Annotated in this window: 14 protein-coding genes; 6 read left to right on the top strand and 8 right to left on the bottom strand. The window is 67.0% G+C overall.

What is annotated here, in order from left to right; all coding sequences use genetic code 11:
- The 8 genes from A9976_RS06500 to A9976_RS06535 all read right to left on the bottom strand — a co-directional run.
- The coding region (locus A9976_RS06500; protein WP_183018329.1) for an NAD(P)(+) transhydrogenase (Re/Si-specific) subunit beta at nucleotides 1–1,379 on the bottom strand (1,379 nt) is incomplete at its 3' end.
- A complete protein-coding gene (locus tag A9976_RS06505; protein WP_183018330.1) occupies nucleotides 1,376–1,720 on the bottom strand; it encodes an NAD(P) transhydrogenase subunit alpha in 345 nt (114 codons plus the stop codon). The genes A9976_RS06505 and A9976_RS06500, both read right to left, overlap by 4 nt.
- Before the next feature lies 1 nt (nucleotide 1,721).
- Nucleotides 1,722–2,837 (bottom strand): Re/Si-specific NAD(P)(+) transhydrogenase subunit alpha, encoded by a 1,116-nt coding sequence (locus tag A9976_RS06510; protein WP_183018331.1) that lies wholly within the window; start codon nucleotides 2,835–2,837, stop codon nucleotides 1,722–1,724.
- A gap of 26 nt (nucleotides 2,838–2,863) precedes the next feature.
- Nucleotides 2,864–4,855, bottom strand: coding sequence for an acetyl/propionyl/methylcrotonyl-CoA carboxylase subunit alpha (locus tag A9976_RS06515; protein WP_183018332.1), 1,992 nt, complete (start codon nucleotides 4,853–4,855; stop codon nucleotides 2,864–2,866).
- Nucleotides 4,837–6,276, bottom strand: a complete 1,440-nt coding sequence (locus A9976_RS06520) for an acyl-CoA carboxylase subunit beta (protein WP_183018333.1) — start codon at nucleotides 6,274–6,276, stop codon at nucleotides 4,837–4,839. Before A9976_RS06520 ends, A9976_RS06515 begins: the two co-directional genes overlap by 19 nt.
- 106 nt (nucleotides 6,277–6,382) lie before the next feature.
- Nucleotides 6,383–7,351, bottom strand: coding sequence for an LLM class flavin-dependent oxidoreductase (locus tag A9976_RS06525; protein WP_183018334.1), 969 nt, complete (start codon nucleotides 7,349–7,351; stop codon nucleotides 6,383–6,385).
- Nucleotides 7,352–7,397: 46 nt separating this feature from the next.
- Nucleotides 7,398–8,192 (bottom strand): CoA-transferase subunit beta, encoded by a 795-nt coding sequence (locus tag A9976_RS06530; protein WP_183018335.1) that lies wholly within the window; start codon nucleotides 8,190–8,192, stop codon nucleotides 7,398–7,400.
- Complete coding sequence (locus A9976_RS06535; protein ID WP_183018336.1) at nucleotides 8,185–9,141, bottom strand: CoA transferase subunit A; 957 nt, start codon at nucleotides 9,139–9,141, stop codon at nucleotides 8,185–8,187. Before A9976_RS06535 ends, A9976_RS06530 begins: the two co-directional genes overlap by 8 nt.
- 346 nt (nucleotides 9,142–9,487) lie before the next feature.
- On the opposite strand from A9976_RS06535, the gene A9976_RS06540 reads away from it, so the two are divergent.
- The 6 genes from A9976_RS06540 (at nucleotide 9,488) to A9976_RS06565 (ending at nucleotide 15,539) form a co-directional block, all read left to right on the top strand.
- A complete protein-coding gene (locus tag A9976_RS06540) occupies nucleotides 9,488–10,561 on the top strand; it encodes a DUF1116 domain-containing protein (RefSeq protein WP_183018337.1) in 1,074 nt (357 codons plus the stop codon).
- On the top strand, nucleotides 10,558–11,313 hold the full coding sequence (locus A9976_RS06545; protein WP_183018338.1) for an SDR family NAD(P)-dependent oxidoreductase: 756 nt from the start codon (nucleotides 10,558–10,560) through the stop codon (nucleotides 11,311–11,313). Before A9976_RS06540 ends, A9976_RS06545 begins: the two co-directional genes overlap by 4 nt.
- A gap of 45 nt (nucleotides 11,314–11,358) precedes the next feature.
- Nucleotides 11,359–12,441, top strand: coding sequence for an aromatic ring-hydroxylating dioxygenase subunit alpha (locus A9976_RS06550; protein ID WP_183018339.1), 1,083 nt, complete (start codon nucleotides 11,359–11,361; stop codon nucleotides 12,439–12,441).
- A 95-nt stretch (nucleotides 12,442–12,536) separates the two neighbouring features.
- Nucleotides 12,537–12,860 carry a 2Fe-2S iron-sulfur cluster-binding protein gene (locus A9976_RS06555; protein ID WP_183018340.1) on the top strand — a complete coding sequence of 108 codons (324 nt, stop codon included), beginning with the start codon at nucleotides 12,537–12,539 and terminating at the stop codon, nucleotides 12,858–12,860.
- Nucleotides 12,861–12,862: 2 nt separating this feature from the next.
- Nucleotides 12,863–14,116, top strand: coding sequence for an NAD(P)/FAD-dependent oxidoreductase (locus A9976_RS06560; protein ID WP_183018341.1), 1,254 nt, complete (start codon nucleotides 12,863–12,865; stop codon nucleotides 14,114–14,116).
- A gap of 268 nt (nucleotides 14,117–14,384) precedes the next feature.
- On the top strand, nucleotides 14,385–15,539 hold the full coding sequence (locus A9976_RS06565; RefSeq protein WP_183018342.1) for an ABC transporter substrate-binding protein: 1,155 nt from the start codon (nucleotides 14,385–14,387) through the stop codon (nucleotides 15,537–15,539).
- The last annotated feature ends 102 nt before the right edge of the window (nucleotides 15,540–15,641 follow it).

Consider the following 15,641-nt stretch of genomic DNA (forward strand, 5'->3'; position numbering starts at 1 on the left):
CCGAAGACCATCATGGTCTTGTCCATGTAGAACAGCTCGTTGTCCAGGCCCGCATAGCCGGCCGCCATGGAGCGCTTGTTCACGATCACCGTCTTGGCCTTGTAGGCCTCCAGGATGGGCATGCCGTAGATGGGGCTGCCCTTCACGTGGGCTGCAGGGTTCACCACGTCGTTGGCGCCCAGGATGATGGCCACGTCGGCCTGGCCGAACTCGCTGTTGATGTCCTCCATCTCGAAGACCTGGTCGTAGGGCACCTCGGCCTCGGCCAGCAGCACGTTCATGTGGCCCGGCATGCGGCCCGCCACCGGGTGGATGGCGTACTTCACCGTCACGCCGCGTTCGGTGAGCTTGTCGGCCAGCTCCTTGACCGCGTGCTGGGCACGCGCCACGGCCAGGCCGTAGCCGGGCACGATGACCACGGTCTCGGCATTGCCCAGGACGAAGGCCGCATCGTCGGCGCTGCCGCTTTTCACGTTGCGCTGCTGCTGGGAGCCTGCCGCCGCGCTGGTGGCCTCGCCGCCGAAGCCGCCCAGGATCACGCTGAAGAACGAGCGGTTCATGGCCTTGCACATGATGTAGCTCAGGATGGCGCCCGAGCTGCCCACCAGCGAACCCGCAATGATCAGCATGCTGTTGTTCAGCGAGAAGCCGATGCCCGCCGCCGCCCAGCCCGAGTAGCTGTTGAGCATGGACACGACCACCGGCATGTCCGCGCCACCGATCGGAATGATCAGCAGCACGCCCAGCAGCAGTCCCAGGGCGATGACCAGCACGATGTCCATCCAGCTTTGGCTGTGCCAGAAGCCGAAGACGAAGAAGGCCGCTGCCAGCCCCAGCACGGCGTTGAGCGCATGCTGGCCCTTGAACTGCACGGGCGCGCCCTGGAACAGGCGGAACTTGTACTTGCCGCTGAGCTTGCCGAAGGCGATCACCGAGCCCGTGAAGGTCACGGCGCCGATGAAGGCGCCCAGCGCCAGCTCCACGCGGTTGCCGCCCGGAATGGCGCCGCCCTTGGCCGTGATGGCAAAGGCCCAGGGCTCGGCCACGGCGGCCACGGCGATGAACACCGCCGCCAGGCCGATCATGCTGTGCATGAAGGCGACCAATTCGGGCATCTTGGTCATCTCCACGCGCTGGGCCATGACGGCGCCGGCCGTGCCGCCGACCAGCAGGCCCAGCAGCACCCAGCCCAGGCCCAGGGCGTTGCCGCCGGCCAGCTGCACGATGAGCGCCGCCGTGGTCAGCACGGCGATCACCATGCCGGCCATGCCGAACAGGTTGCCGCGTATGGAGGTGGTGGGATGCGACAGCCCCTTGAGCGCCTGGATGAAGCAGACGCTGGCCACCAGGTAGAGCAATGTGACGAGGTTCATGCTCATGACCGGCCCTCCGCCTTGGCGTCCTTGCCGTCCTTGGCCGGAGCGCTCTTGCGCTCCTTCTTGCGGAACATCTCCAGCATGCGCCGCGTGACCAGGAAGCCGCCGAAGACGTTGACCGCGGCCAGCGCCACGGCCAGCACGCCCATGGTCTTGCCCAGGCCCGTTTCCGTGAGCGCCGCCGCCAGCATGGCGCCGACGATGACGATGGCCGAGATGGCATTGGTCACTGCCATCAGCGGCGTGTGCAGCGCGGGCGTGACGGTCCACACCACGTGGTAGCCCACGTAGATGGCCAGCACGAAGATGATGAGATGGATGATGGTGGGGGATACGGCTTCCATGTCATTTCCTCCGCAGCTGGCCTTCATGGGCCATCAGGCACGCGGCCACGATGTCGTCCTCCATGTCCACATGCAGGGCGCCATCCTTGTTGATGATGAGCTTGAGAAAATCGAGCACGTTGCGTGCATACAGGGCCGAGGCATCGGCCGCCACCAGGGCGGCCAGGTTGGTCAGGCCCACGATGGTCACGCCATGCGTGACCACGGTCATGCCGGCCTGGGTCAGCGGGCAGTTGCCGCCGCGCTCTGCCGCCAGGTCCACGATGACGGCGCCGGGCTTCATGGCCTGCACCATCTCGGCCGTGACCAGCACGGGAGCGGGCCGGCCCGGGATCAGCGCCGTGGTGATGACCACGTCGGCCTGGGCCACGCGCTTGGCCACCTCGGCCTTCTGGCGGTCCAGCCAGCCTTGCGGCATGGGGCGCGCGTAGCCGCCCACGCCTTCGGCGGCCTCCTTTTCCTCGGCGGTCTCGTAGGGCACGTCGATGAACTTGCCGCCCAGGGATTCGACCTGCTCACGCACGCTGGGGCGCACATCGCTGGCCTCGATCACGGCGCCCAGGCGCTTGGCCGTGGCAATGGCCTGCAGGCCGGCCACGCCCACGCCCAGCACCACGACGCGCGCGGCCTTCACCGTGCCGGCCGCCGTCATCAGCATGGGAAAGAAGCGCTGGTACTGGTTGGCCGCAATCATCACGGCCTTGTAGCCGGCGATATTGGCCTGGCTGGACAGCACGTCCATGCTCTGCGCACGCGTGGTGCGCGGAGCCGCCTCCAGCGCATAGGCCGTGATGCCCGCATCGGCCAGGCGCTGCAGGCCTGCGGGCTGGAACGGGTCCAGCATGCCGACCAGCGTTGCGCCCTTGCGGATGCCGGGCAGCTCGTCCTCCGAAGGAATGCGGACCTTGAGCACCAGGTCGGCGCCCAGGGCGCCTGCCGCATCGACGATCTCGGCGCCCGCTGCCTCGTACAAGGCATCGGGCACGCTGGCCGCCACTCCCGCCCCCGCCTGCACGCGCAGCACATGGCCTTGCGCACGCAGCTTCTTGACGGTCTCGGGGGTCGCAGCCACCCGGGTTTCTCCTGCCATGGTCTCGGCAGGCACGCCAATCAACATATACGGCCTCCTTGGGTCATCTTGTGTCATGCGAATTCGAGGATGACGTCATCCAGCGCCAGCACATCTCCGGCCTGTGCCAGGATCCGGGAAACGGTGGCCGGTGCCTCTGCGCACAGGCTCACTTCCATCTTCATGGCCTCGACGATGCACAGCACCTCGCCCGCGGCGACGCTGCGCCCCGCTTCGGCCATCACGGCCAGCACCTTGGCCGGCATGGGGCTGCGCAACTGCATGCGCGCCTGCGCGCGTTGGCGCACGGGCATGAGGCGCAGCAGCTCGGCTTCGTGCGGGCTGAGCACCCGTGCGCTGGCCTGCAGGCCTGCATGGGTGAGCAGCCAGCCCTGCTCCCCCTCGGGCGGGATGCGGCGCACCTGCACGGCCAGTGCCTGCTCATCGACACTGCCCAGCCAGGTGGGCTGGCCCGGTACCCAGGCGCTGCGCACGCTGGCGGTGCGGCCGCTGGCATGATCACGCACACGCCAGGCGCCGGGGACGCACTCCACCGTCACGGCATGCGGCTGCCCGTCCAGCAGTACCCTGCGCTCGCGCGGTGCCAGGCAGGCATCGGCGCCGCGCGGCCAGGTCAGGGCATCCATGGCCGCGGCCACGGCCGCCAGCTGCGACGCGGCCGCCGCCTCGGGCGCTCGCGGTGCGAAATTGCCCTGGAATTCCTCGGCGATAAAGGCGGTGGACAGCCGGCCTTCGCACCAGCGCGGGTGCCGCATCAATGCCGAGAGAAAAGGCAGGTTGTGCGTGATGCCCTCGATCGCGAAGGCGTCGAGCGCCTGCGCCTGGGCCGCGATGGCCTGGGCGCGCGTGGGTGCATGCGTGACCAGCTTGGCGATCATGGGGTCGTAGTGGATGGAGATTTCCCCGCCTTCGAACACGCCGGTGTCGTTGCGCACGGTCACGCCATCGTGCACGCCCTCGGCCGGCGGTTGGTAGGTGGTGAGCCTGCCGGTGGATGGCATGAAGCCACGTGCAGGGTCCTCGGCATAGACGCGGGACTCGACCGCCCAGCCCGACAGCCGGATGTCCTGCTGGCGCATCGCCAGGGGTTCGCCGGCCGCCACGCGGATCATCTGCTCGACGAGGTCGATGCCGGTGACCAGCTCCGTCACCGGATGCTCTACCTGCAGCCGGGTGTTCATCTCCAGGAAGTAGAAGGACTTGTCCTGGCCGCAGACGAACTCGACGGTGCCGGCCGAGTCGTATCGCACGGCGCGTGCCAGTGCCACGGCCTGCTCGCCCATGAGCTGGCGCGTCTGCGGGTCCAGCAAGGGTGAGGGCGCTTCTTCGAGCACCTTCTGGTTGCGCCGCTGGATCGAGCACTCGCGCTCACCGAGGTAGACGATATTGCCGTGCTTGTCGCCCAGGATCTGGATCTCGATGTGGCGTGGCTGGACGATGAATTTCTCGACGAACATGCGGTCGTCGCCGAACGAGGAGGCCGCCTCCGAGCGCGAGCGCGCGAAGCCGTCCGCGACGTCCTCGGCCGAATGCGCGACGCGCATGCCCTTGCCTCCGCCGCCGGCCGATGCCTTGATCATCACCGGGTAGCCGATTTCATCGGCGATCTGCACCGCGTGCGCCGCGTCCCGGATCACGCCCAGGTGGCCCGGCACGGTGTTCACGCGGGCCGCGCTGGCGCACTTCTTGGATTCGATCTTGTCCCCCATGGCCTCCATGGCCTCGGGGTTGGGGCCGATGAAGACGATGCCGGCATCCAGCAGCGCGCGCGCGAAGGCGGCGCGCTCGGAAAGAAAGCCGTAGCCCGGGTGTACGGCCTGCGCGCCGGTCTGGCGGCAGGCCTCGACGATGCGTTCGATGGACAGATAGGATTCGGCCGCCGGGGCAGGGCCCACGCGCACGGCCTCGTCGGCCAGGCGCACGTGCAGCGAGCGGGCATCGGCGTCGGAATGGATGGCCACGGTCCGGATACCCATGCGCCGGGCCGTCTTGATGATGCGGCAGGCGATCTCCCCGCGGTTCGCGATCAGAATCTTGGTGAACATGGGGATTCCCCTTGCAGATAGTTCCTCTGGGCCAGATGGGACAGCGCCCGGATCACGCATTCACGTGTGCGGCGCGGAGCGATCACGGCGTCCACTTCCCCAACTGCGCAGACGGCGGCGGGCTCCAGCGCCCGCGCTGCATCGGCCTCGCTGGCGCCCAGGGCCGCGGCACCCACAGCGCCGATCAGGCCGATCTGGGCCTGCGGCCATGCGTAGACGAGATCGGCACCCAGCGAGCGGGAACCCATGAGCATGCCTGCCGCGCCGAAGGCGCGCCGCAGCACGACGGTGACCAGGGGCACGCGCACGCGCGCCTGCGCCGCCATCAATGCGGCGGCCTCGCGCGCTATTCCCGCGCGCTCCTGCTCCGCGCCGGGCAGAAAGCCCGGTGTATCGACCAGGTTGAGCAGCGGCACGGCAAAGGCATCGCACCAGCGCACGAAGCGCGCCGCCTTGCGCGCGGCCGCGGTATCGATCACGCCCGCGAGCACCCGGGACTGGTTGGCCACCACGCCGACGCTGCGTCCGTCCAGGCGCACGAAGCCGATGACCAGGTGGGCCGCATGCGCGGGCTGCAGTTCCATGAAGTCGCCGCCATCGGCGATTTCGCGGATGAGCTCCTTGACGTCGTAGCCGGCTTCGGCCTGTTCGGGAATCAGCGTGTCCAGGGCCGGCGCCTCGCGCGCCGCCTCGTCGAGGCATGGCCAGGGAGCGGTGTCGCTGCGCCAGGCGCCGTGCCGCGATTGCGGAAGAAAGGCAAACAGGCGCCGCGCTTTGAGCAGGGCCTGCACGTCGTCGTCGCAGACGCCGTCGGCCAGGCCGGATTCGGCGGCATGCATGCCGGGGCCACCGAGTGTGGCGGTGTCGGTCTCCTCGCGGGTGACTGCACGCACGGCCTGCGCGCCGCTCACGTAGAGCGCGCTGTCGTCGTTGGCCATCAGCACGAAATCGGCGAGCGAGGCCAGCAGCGCATCGGCGCCCGGGCATTCGCCCAACACCACGGCCATCTGGGGAATCTCTGCCTGCGCGCATGCGGCGCGGCGCGCGATACCGGCGAAGCCCGCGAAGGCACCCAGGCCGGCCTCCAGCCGCAGGCCGGCCGTGTCGTACAGGCCGATCAGCGGGGCGCGGATGCGTAGCGCCTGCTCCTGCAGGCGCACGATCTCGCGTGCATGCACTTCGGCCAGCGTGCCCCGGGCCGTGGCGAAGTCCTTGGCGAAGACGCAGACGCTGCGCCCCGCGATGCGCCCCTGGACGGTGACCACGCCGTCGCCGCGGGCGTCGGGTCCGACGCCCGTGGCCAGTTCGGTCATGGACCCGGGGTCGAGCAGTAGCGCCAGGCGCTCGTGCGCGGTGAGGCGGCCGCGCGCGTGCCGGGTTTCGGCCTGGCGCTGCGCCGGGTCGGGAACACTCGTGGACATGGGAAAACTCCAACTCATCGGGAACTGCAGGAAACCGCGGCGTCGCCCGCGGCGGGGGCGGGCTTCGCACGCAGGCGCGCAAGCTTTCTTTCTGTCGCGGCTTCTATCAGCGCTTCTGCGCCGCGTAGGCGCGCAGGCGCGGAACGATTTCCCGGGCAATGATCTCGATCTGCCCCATCTCGTACTTGTAGGGCACGAAGACGAGCTTTTGCACGCCCGCATCGATGTGTTCCTTGAGCTGGGCCACGCATTCGTCCACGTTGCCCATGATGGCGCTGTCCATGGTGGATTGGCTGCCCTGGGCGATGTCGAAGTCGACATTGAGCCACTTCATCATCGTTTCCTCGACCGCCGCGCGGGAGGATCCCACCATGATGGGCAGCTGGTTGCCGTTCATCAGCGTCGCAGGGTCCTTGCCGGCCTCCAGGGCGTAGGCGCAGACCTTGGACCAGGACTCGACGAAGGCGTCTGGCTTGTAGAAGTAGGTCAGCCAGCCATCGCCTTCGACCGCGGCGCGCTTGAGCACCCGGTCGGCATAGCCGCCGATCAGCAGCGGGCAGGGCTTTTGCACGGGCTTGGGGAACATCACGCCGGCCGGGATCTTGTGCGGGCCCCATTCGCCGTTGACCATGTCCTCGGTCCACAGGCGCTTGAGGATGTCGAGGTTGTCGCCCATGATCTTGCCGCGCTGTTCGTAGGGAACGCCCACCGCGTCGAACTCGCGCTTGTACCAGCCGGCGGCCATGGCCATCAGCATGCGGCCGTTGGACAGCTGGTCCATGCTGGAGATCTGCTTGGCCAGGATGACCGGGTTGCGCAGCGGCAGCACCAGGATGCCGGTGGACAGCTTGATCTTCTTGGTGCGCGCCGCGATGGCGGTCAGCAGCGTCAGCGAGTCGATGATGGGGAAATGCGGGTCCACGCCCAGGAAGATGTGGTCCCAGACCCAGATCGAGTCGAAGCCCAGCTCCTCCATGCGGACGCCGTACTCCACCAGCGCCTGGGCGTCTGGCATCTGGGGAAAGGCCGTGAAGTTGCGGGCCGCGATGCCGAAGGTTCCGTGCAGTGTGCTCATGTGTTCTCCTGTGGATATGTGGGGGCGGCGGGGTGCCGACCGGGTGTCAGGCGATGTAAAGGCGGTCGGGGTCCAGCGTGCGCAGCGCACTCAGTTCGCGTTCGCTGGGCGGGACGGTGGTGGGGATCCTGTCGTCATGCAGCAACGTGAAGCCGGTGTTGTCCTGCACCCGTTCCAGCGTCACGCCCTGGTGCAGCGCAACGATCTTCATGTGCCGCGTGGTGTCGTCGAAACCGAAGATGCCCAGGTCCGTCACCACGCGGAACATGCCGCCCGCGGGCAGGCCGCGCTCGCGCCGCGTGTCGCCGCCATCCAGGAAGCCCGGGCTGGTGACGAAGTCCACCTTGTCCACGAAGCGGCGGCGCTCGTGCTTCATCGCCACGATCATGTGGGTCAGGCTGGAGATGTCGTTGCCGCCGCCCGTGCCCGGCAGCCGGGTCTTGGGGTTGGCGGGGTCGCCGATGTAGGAGGAGTTGAGGTTGCCGTACTTGTCGATCTGCGCTCCGCCCATGAAACCCACGTCCACATGGCCGCGCTGCAGCAGCAGAAGAACCTCGGTGCTGCTCATGACCATGTTGGCGCGCTTGGTGCAGCGCTGCTCGTTCGTCGAAGGCGGCAACTTCCCAGGCTCGATGATGGGGCCGAGCACGCCGCCTTCGAACAGGATGGTCAGCCCTGGGCAGTGCAGGCCCTGCGCCAGCGTGGCGGCCAGCAGCGGCACGCCGACGCCGGCGAACACGACCTGCCCCTCCTTGAGCAGGCGCGAAGCCATCACGGCAAGGATTTCGCTGGTGGTGCAGGCGCCGGCGGAGGCTACGGCGCAGGTGGGGGTATCAGTCATTGAGCATGCTCCTTCCGCGGCGCGCGGCGTCCAGTAGTTCCTCCAGGCCCAGCAGGCCCAGGTAGTCGGTCCACGAGGCAGGATCGCGCACGTAGCGCTGGATGTATTCCTGCATGCCGGCCACAGGGTCCGCGTTGACCTTGGCCGTGTAGAAGTCCATGTGGGAAAACAGGGGCTCGTAGACGTTGGTGCATTCGTGCGGCGCGCAGCCGTAGGGCACCTCGACCACGGCATCGACGGCAATGAATGGAATCTTGGTCTGGTCGGGGTTGCGACGGATCTGGTCGTTGGACACGATGCGTTCGGTCGTCAGGATCACGCGGTTGGCAGCCAGTGCCAGGTCGATGTCCATGAAGCTCAGCCCGTCGAGCTGAGCGTTGCCGTAGGCGTCGCAGCGCTGCACATGGATCAGCGCGACGTCGGGGTTCAGTGCGGGCACCAGCAGCAGGTCCTCGCCAGTGAAGGGGCAGTGCGTTGCCATGGCCTCGGGGCGCATGCGCAGTACGTCGGAGCCCAGCATGGGCCTCATCGGCAGATAGGGCACGCCCATGGCGCCGGCGCGAAAGCGCAGGCCCATGGCCAGGTGGCTCCATTCGTCGTAGCGTGTCTGCCGGCTTTCCACATAGTGGCGCATCACCTTGGAGATGCCCCAGACGATGCCCTGGCTGAACCAGCTGGTCTGGATGCGGTCGCAGATGCCCGAGGCGAACAGCAGGTCGCCCTCGCTGGAGACGATGCTGCGCGACACGTCCAGGTGCTTCTTGCCCGAGCGGATCAGCTGCCAGATCATGGCCATCGGCGTGCGCGACAACGTACTGCCGCCGATGCCGACCTTGTCTCCGTCGCTGACCAGGGCGGCAGCCTGCTCCAGCGTCATCACTTTCTCGCGCAGGCTGCGATCGCGCCGGGCGAGATCCGCACGCAGTTCGAGATACGGTTTCACCTCCATAGGGCCTCCTTGTTCGCCGCTGCGCCAGCGGCATGCTTCTCAAAAAACGCGGGATTCCACGGCGGCCTTCCATGCGTCGGCTGCTGGAGAAATACGCGAGCGTTCCATCGGTAAACCGGACCCGGCCAGGGGCAGGTCCGTGTCCTTTGCATGGCTTGTCAATTTATCGGCTGGTCGTACTATTGTTGGTATCTTAGCAAGATAAATTGATGCCTGTCTACATGAAAACCCTTTGGATAAAAATTATCAACTGGTCATATAGTTGTTCTATTAATAGATTCATTTAACCACGATATTCGATCTGGCGCCAAGGTCACTGGCGCGGGGCGAAGGAGAGCAGGCTTTTATGAGCAAGACGGCATGTTTGACCCGGGTGGTGCAGTTCGGAGAAGCCAAGCCGGACCTGCCCCGCGACACCTTGTTCCATGCAGGCCCTCCGTATGGGGGCATGCCGCCGCAGGCCGTGCGCAATGCAGCCCTGCAGGCCGCCGTCATCGGAGGGCTGGCGCCGGATGCGGGCTGCGCCGCGCACCTGCTGGACCAGGGTGCGTTGCGCCTTGTTCCGGCGCAGGATTTCGGCCTGGCCGTGCCGCTGGCGCAGGTGCTGGCGCCGGCCATGTGGTGCTTCGAGGTAAGTGATGGCGTGCACGCGGCCTATTCGCCGGTCGCCGAGGGCCCCCCGCCCGCGTTGCGCTTCGGCTCGGACGACCCGCTGTGCGTTGGCCGCGCCCGCGACTGGTGTTCCCGCTTCGCGGCGGCATGCAATCCGCTGCTGGCCCGACGGCCCGTTGATCCGTACGCGTTGATGTGTGGCGCGCTTGGGGAGGGCGATGACTGCCATGCCCGCACCCTGGCAGGCAATGAGCGCTTGCTGGCCGCGCTGCGGGATCTGCCCGAGGCGCTGGTCGCGCAGGTCCGTGCCAATCCGGGCTTTGTCCTGGGGGTATGGATGGCCTGGGCGGCCTGGAAGGTGCGAACCGATGGCGGCGAACTGGCCGCGATAGGGGGCAACGGCTTGCAGTTCGGCATCCGGCTGCGCGGCGAAAGCCATTGGCATACCGTGGATGCACTGCCGCCGGTGGGCGTGTATTTCCCGTCGGATACCGCGCCCCAGCCGCTCGGGGCCATTGGCGACAGCGCGCTGGTGGATGCCTGTGGCTTCGGCGGACAGGCGTTGCGGCACGCGCCGAGCCTGCTCGATGAGTGGGCTGCCGTGCTGCCGGCCGGCGCCACGGACCGGCCGCAGGCGATCCTGCACCCGCATACCGGCGTGATCGATCCCGCGCGCATCGTCGCGAGCGGCATGCCTCCGATCATCAATCTGGCGATCCTGAGCCGCAGTGGCGCAGGCATGCCCATTGGCCGTGGGCACTATTGCCCACCTGCGGCCCTGTTTCAGCGAGCAAAGGAGCGAACATGAGGATGAATGGAAAGGTCGCCATCGTCACCGGTGGCGCGATGGGCATCGGCCATGCGATCTGCGAAACGCTGGCGGCGCAGGGCGCGGCCATCGTGATTGCCGATCTGGCTGGCGCGCAGGCGGCGGCCGAGAGGCTGCAGCAGGCCGGGCACCGCGCCATCGGCGTGACGGCCGATGTGTCCAGCGAGCTGGATGCGGCACGGATGGTGGCTGACGCGCTCGACGCCTTCGGCCACGTCGACGTGCTGGTCAACAATGCCGCCATCTACTCGACGCTGCAGATCAAGCCGTTCGAGGAGTTGACGGTGGCCGACTGGAAGAAGATGTTCGACGTCAACGTCATCGGCCAATTCCTGTGTTGCCGCGCGGTGCTGCCGGCTTTGCGCCGGCAAGGCGCGGGTCGCATCATCAGCATCTCGTCCGCCGTGGCCTTCAAGGGCAATCCGGGCATGTTGCACTACGTGGCCTCGAAGGGCGCGATCGTGTCGATGACACGCACGCTGGCCACTGAGCTTGGCCCGTACAACATTCTGGTCAACAGCGTGGCCCCCGGCTTCACGCTCAGCGACGGCGTGCACCAGAACCCCGAACTTGCCGGCAAGGTCTCCGGCTTCTCGGTCCGCAGCCGTGCGCTGCAGCGCGACATGGTGCCCGCGGACGTGGTGGGTGCAGTGTCTTTCTTCGCCGGACCGGATGCGGGTTTCATCACAGGGCAGACGCTTGTGGTCGACGGCGGCGCCTATTACCACTGAGCTTGGCTTGGCCTGTGCATCAACCAAATCCGACAGGAGGTTTTCATGAAATACGTACGAAACGCATGGTACCCGCTGGGCTGGGCCGAGGAGATCGGGCGGGAGTTGTCCCGCCACATGGTGCTGGAGGAGGCGATCGTCGTGTATCGCCGCGAGGACGGCAAGATCGCCGCGCTGCAGGATGCCTGTCCGCACCGCCTGGCGCCGCTCTCGCTCGGCCGACTGAAGGGGGACGCCATCGAATGCGGCTACCACGGCATGACATTCGACTGCTCGGGCAAGTGCGTGCGCATCCCCGGTCAGGACATCATTCCGGGCAACGCGGTGGTGCGTGCCTATCCGGTGGAGGAAAAGTATGGCCTGGCCTGGATCTGGATGGGCGACTCCGCGCTGGCAGACCGGGCCGGGCTGTTCCATCTCGAGCAGTACGACGCTCCCGGCTGGCGCGCCGTCAAGGGCGGTACCCTGCGCATCGACTGCAACTACCTGTCGCTTTGCGACAACCTGCTCGACCCGGCGCACGTCACCTTCGTCCATCCGAGCACGCTGGGCACTCCCGCCGGCGCCACCGTGCCGGTCAACAACGAGTATGGCGAGCGCAGCATCATCGTCTGGCGATGGATCCGCGACGCACCCGCCATTCCGCTGTTCGCCAAGTACGGCGGGTTCGCCACGAATGTCGACCGCTGGCACTACTACAACTACACCGCGCCGTGCTTCTACGCCATCGACATGGGCTCGTGCCTGACCGGCACCATCGCCGACATGGACAAGCGCCACGAGGGCGTGCAGATGTTCGCCTGCCACCTGCTCACGCCGGTGGATGAGAGCACGGTGCTGCAGCACTGGTTCCATGTGCGCAACTTCCGCACCGACGAGGCCGCGATGGACGCCGAACTGACCCGCGACATGGACCGCGCCTTCAACGAGGACAAGGTGGTGCTGCAGCGCATCCAGTTCGAGGAGGAGCGGGAGGCCGCGCGCGGCAAGCCGTACAAGCGCATCATCCTTGGCATCGATGCCGCGCCAAGGCGCATGCACAAGATGATCGACCAGATGATCGAGCAGGAGGAACGGGTCGCCGGGCACGGAGCCATGGCGGCCAGGCAGGAGAAGGTTACGGCCTGATCGCAGGCCTGGGCGGTGCCAAGCCCAGGCCTGCGGGTGGCGTCCGGCAGTCGTGCCGCGGCGCCGTTGCACATGCCCCGCGCGGAGACACTCAAATGGTAAATGTGACCTATATCGATCCAGCCGGCGCGTCCGTGACCGTGGGCCTGCCGCAGGGGTGGAGCCTGATGCAGGGCGCCGTGGCCAACGGCGTCGACGGCATCCTTGGCGAATGCGGCGGCTCTTGCGTGTGCGCGACCTGCCACTGCCATGTCGAAGAGGCGCGCCTGGCCGACCTGCCCGCGGCGTCCGCCGATGAGGTGGACCTGCTCGACAGCCTGCCCGAAGGCCGCCAGGCCAACAGCCGGCTGGCCTGTCAGATCAAGGCTTCTGCGGCCATCGAGGGCCTGGTGGTGACGGTGGTTCCGGTGCAGGTGTGAGCATGGAGCCGCACATCGTCATCGTCGGCGCGGGCCAGGCCGGGCTGCAAGCCGGCGAAACCCTGCGCACCGCTGGCTACGATGGCCGGCTGAGCGTGCTCGGCGATGAAGCACACCTGCCCTACCATCGCCCGCCGCTGTCCAAATCGTGGCTGGCGGGCGAGATGTCCGCGCAGCAGCTGGCCATGCGGGCCGAAGCCGCCTTGGCGCGCAAGAACATCGTCATTCGCACGAGTACGCTCGTGGTCGAGCTCGATACGGCGCGGCGCATGCTCCGCCTGGCGGACGGCGCGCAACTGCACTACACCGGGCTGCTGCTGGCTACCGGCGCCACGCCGCGCCGCCTGCCCTGTGTGCAGGAATGCGAAGAGGCGATCCATGTGCTGCGCACACGCGACGATGCAGGCGCCGTGTCAGAGGGCCTCAAGCGCTGCGCTGCGCACGGACTGCCGGTTGTGGTGGTGGGCGGTGGCTTCATCGGCCTGGAAGTGGCAGCCACGGCGCGCAAGCTGGGGCTGGCCGTGACCGTGCTGGAGTCCGCGCCACGCCTGCTGAGCCGGGTGCTTGCGCCGGTGCTGTCCGACTGGTATGCGGCGCTGCACCGCGCGCACGGCGTTGAACTGGTGCTCGATGCGCGCGTCGCCGGCGTTCGCCCCTGCGGCGGGCATGCCGTGCAAGTGAGCCTGCAGGGTGGGCAATCCTATCGCGCGGGCCTGGTGCTGGCGGGCATAGGAGTACGGCCCAACGATGCGTTGGCCGAGGCGGCGGGCATCGCTTGCGAGCACGGCATCGTGGTCGATGCCTGTGGCAGGACCTCTGCGCCGGACGTCTATGCCGCTGGCGATTGCACCGCACGCCGCCTGGAGGATGGCAGCTTGCTGCGGCTGGAATCTGTCCAGAACGCCATAGAGCAGGGCCGGGCCGCCGCCGCCGGGTTGCTGGGGCGGGCCACGCCATTCACCGCGGTGCCATGGTTCTGGTCCGATCAGTACGACAGGAAGCTGCAGATCGCGGGACTATCGCAGGGCGCACAGGCCTGGGCGGTGCGCGGCGACATGCATTCCGGGGGCGCATTCTCGGTCTATCACTTCCGGCAGGGGCGGCTGGTGGCAGTCGATTCGATCAACGCCGCCAAGGAGCATCTGGCCGCGCGTGCCGTGCTGGCGCTGCCGGTGCAGCCTACGCAGGAGCAGGTGGGCAGTCCCGGTTTCGACCTGCCTGCCTTTGCCAGGGCCGCGCAGTCGGCGGCCGGCTGAGGCGTATCGGTCCGCGGCGACCGGCGTGGGCTGCGGCAACCCGGTTGCGCCAGGCATGCGGCCGGCAAGGTTGGCCCGGCAGGCTTGTGCGCACGAACCCTGGCAACGAAAGAAATCTGGATGGGTACAAACCATGGTGGGGTTAGATTGTATTGATATCTGGTTGTCCTATTGTTAGATTGACTGCTCTATAAAAAATGTGATGTCGTTCATTCGCTAAGTTCCGTTGTGTTCCATTCATGTGGCATGACCCACGAGGAGTACCAATATGGTTAAGGCATTGTTCAGGTTGGCACTTGGCACGGTGGCTGTGTGCGCCGCGCTCGGTGCGCACGCCCAGTCGGGAGAAGTCATCAAGATAGGGGTCAACCAGCCCTTGACCGGCGCGGTCGCCGCTTCCGGTAACTTCGTGACCAACGGCGCCAGGATCGCCGCGGACGAGATCAATGCCAGGGGCGGAGTTCTCGGCAGCAGGATCCAGCTGGTGATAGAAGACAACAAGAGCAATCCGACCGAGGCCGCCAACGCCACGGAAAAACTGATCGTGCGCGACAAGGTGGCGGTGCTGATGGGCGCCTGGAGTTCAACCTACACGCTCGCGGCCATGCCCAAGCTGATGGAGTACAAGGTGCCGATGGTGGTGGAGACGTCCAGCTCGGACAAGATCACCACGATGGGCAATCCGTATGTGTTCCGCATCAGCCCGACCAACGCGATGGAAGCGTTGAAGTTCAAGCGCTTCATCCAGCCGCTGGGAATCAGGAAGGTCGATTTCCTGGTCGTGCACAACGACTGGGGCCTGGGCGCCGCCCAGGAGTTCGGCAAGGTGCTGAAGGAAAACGGCGTCGACGTCGGCCGTGCGCTGCACATGGATGCTGCGGCCCAGGACATGACGGCCCAGCTGTCGACCTTGCGGGGCAGCGATGCCGACACGCTGTTCATCACCACCGGCCCGGAGCAGATGACGCTGCTGCTCAAGCAGGCCCAGTCTCTCGGCCTGAAGCGCCGCATCATCACCACCGGCGGCACACTGCCCGACCAGATGATCGAGCAGGCAGGAGGTGCTGCCGACAACACTTACCACGATGCGTTCTTCACGCCGTGGTTCCCGGAGCTTTCCTCCAATCCCGCTGCCGCCAAGTACTTCGTGGACGAGTGGAAAAAGCGCGGCATCAACATCAATGGCATGCCTGAAGGGGCCCGCGGCTACGACGGCATCCATGCCATCGCCGCCGCCATTGCCAAGGCCGGGGCTGCCGATCCGGAAAAGATCCGCGCCGCGCTGTGGCAGATCGAGGTCTCCGGCCTGACCGGCAAAGTCAGGTTCAACAAGGCCGGGCCTGCCGGCAAGGAAAGCGGCCAGAGCGTTCCCGATACGCACCTCGTGAAGATCGAGAACGGCAAGATCGTACGCGCCGAGTAGGACAACAAGGGCAAGCAAGACCGGTGCCGTGCCCGCCTCGATGGCGGGGCGGTACAGCGCAATCGATATCGCGGATCCAGCGCCTTTCGCGATTGCTTCGTT

The organism is Delftia sp. UME58 (assembly GCF_014170385.1).
GTDB classification, from domain to species: Bacteria; Pseudomonadota; Gammaproteobacteria; order Burkholderiales; family Burkholderiaceae_C; genus Comamonas; species Comamonas acidovorans.

What these genes read in the sequence shown, in the direction of transcription:
- A9976_RS06505 (WP_183018330.1), bottom strand. Translation starts at nt 1,720, where the DNA reads ATGGAAGCCGTATCCCCCACCATCATCCATCTCATCATCTTCGTGCTG.
- A9976_RS06510 (WP_183018331.1), bottom strand. Translation starts at nt 2,837, where the DNA reads ATGTTGATTGGCGTGCCTGCCGAGACCATGGCAGGAGAAACCCGGGTG.
- A9976_RS06515 (WP_183018332.1), bottom strand. Translation starts at nt 4,855, where the DNA reads ATGTTCACCAAGATTCTGATCGCGAACCGCGGGGAGATCGCCTGCCGC.
- A9976_RS06520 (WP_183018333.1), bottom strand. Translation starts at nt 6,276, where the DNA reads ATGTCCACGAGTGTTCCCGACCCGGCGCAGCGCCAGGCCGAAACCCGG.
- A9976_RS06525 (WP_183018334.1), bottom strand. Translation starts at nt 7,351, where the DNA reads ATGAGCACACTGCACGGAACCTTCGGCATCGCGGCCCGCAACTTCACG.
- A9976_RS06530 (WP_183018335.1), bottom strand. Translation starts at nt 8,192, where the DNA reads ATGACTGATACCCCCACCTGCGCCGTAGCCTCCGCCGGCGCCTGCACC.
- A9976_RS06535 (WP_183018336.1), bottom strand. Translation starts at nt 9,141, where the DNA reads ATGGAGGTGAAACCGTATCTCGAACTGCGTGCGGATCTCGCCCGGCGC.
- A9976_RS06540 (WP_183018337.1), top strand. Translation starts at nt 9,488, where the DNA reads ATGAGCAAGACGGCATGTTTGACCCGGGTGGTGCAGTTCGGAGAAGCC.
- A9976_RS06545 (WP_183018338.1), top strand. Translation starts at nt 10,558, where the DNA reads ATGAGGATGAATGGAAAGGTCGCCATCGTCACCGGTGGCGCGATGGGC.
- A9976_RS06550 (WP_183018339.1), top strand. Translation starts at nt 11,359, where the DNA reads ATGAAATACGTACGAAACGCATGGTACCCGCTGGGCTGGGCCGAGGAG.
- A9976_RS06555 (WP_183018340.1), top strand. Translation starts at nt 12,537, where the DNA reads ATGGTAAATGTGACCTATATCGATCCAGCCGGCGCGTCCGTGACCGTG.
- A9976_RS06560 (WP_183018341.1), top strand. Translation starts at nt 12,863, where the DNA reads ATGGAGCCGCACATCGTCATCGTCGGCGCGGGCCAGGCCGGGCTGCAA.
- A9976_RS06565 (WP_183018342.1), top strand. Translation starts at nt 14,385, where the DNA reads ATGGTTAAGGCATTGTTCAGGTTGGCACTTGGCACGGTGGCTGTGTGC.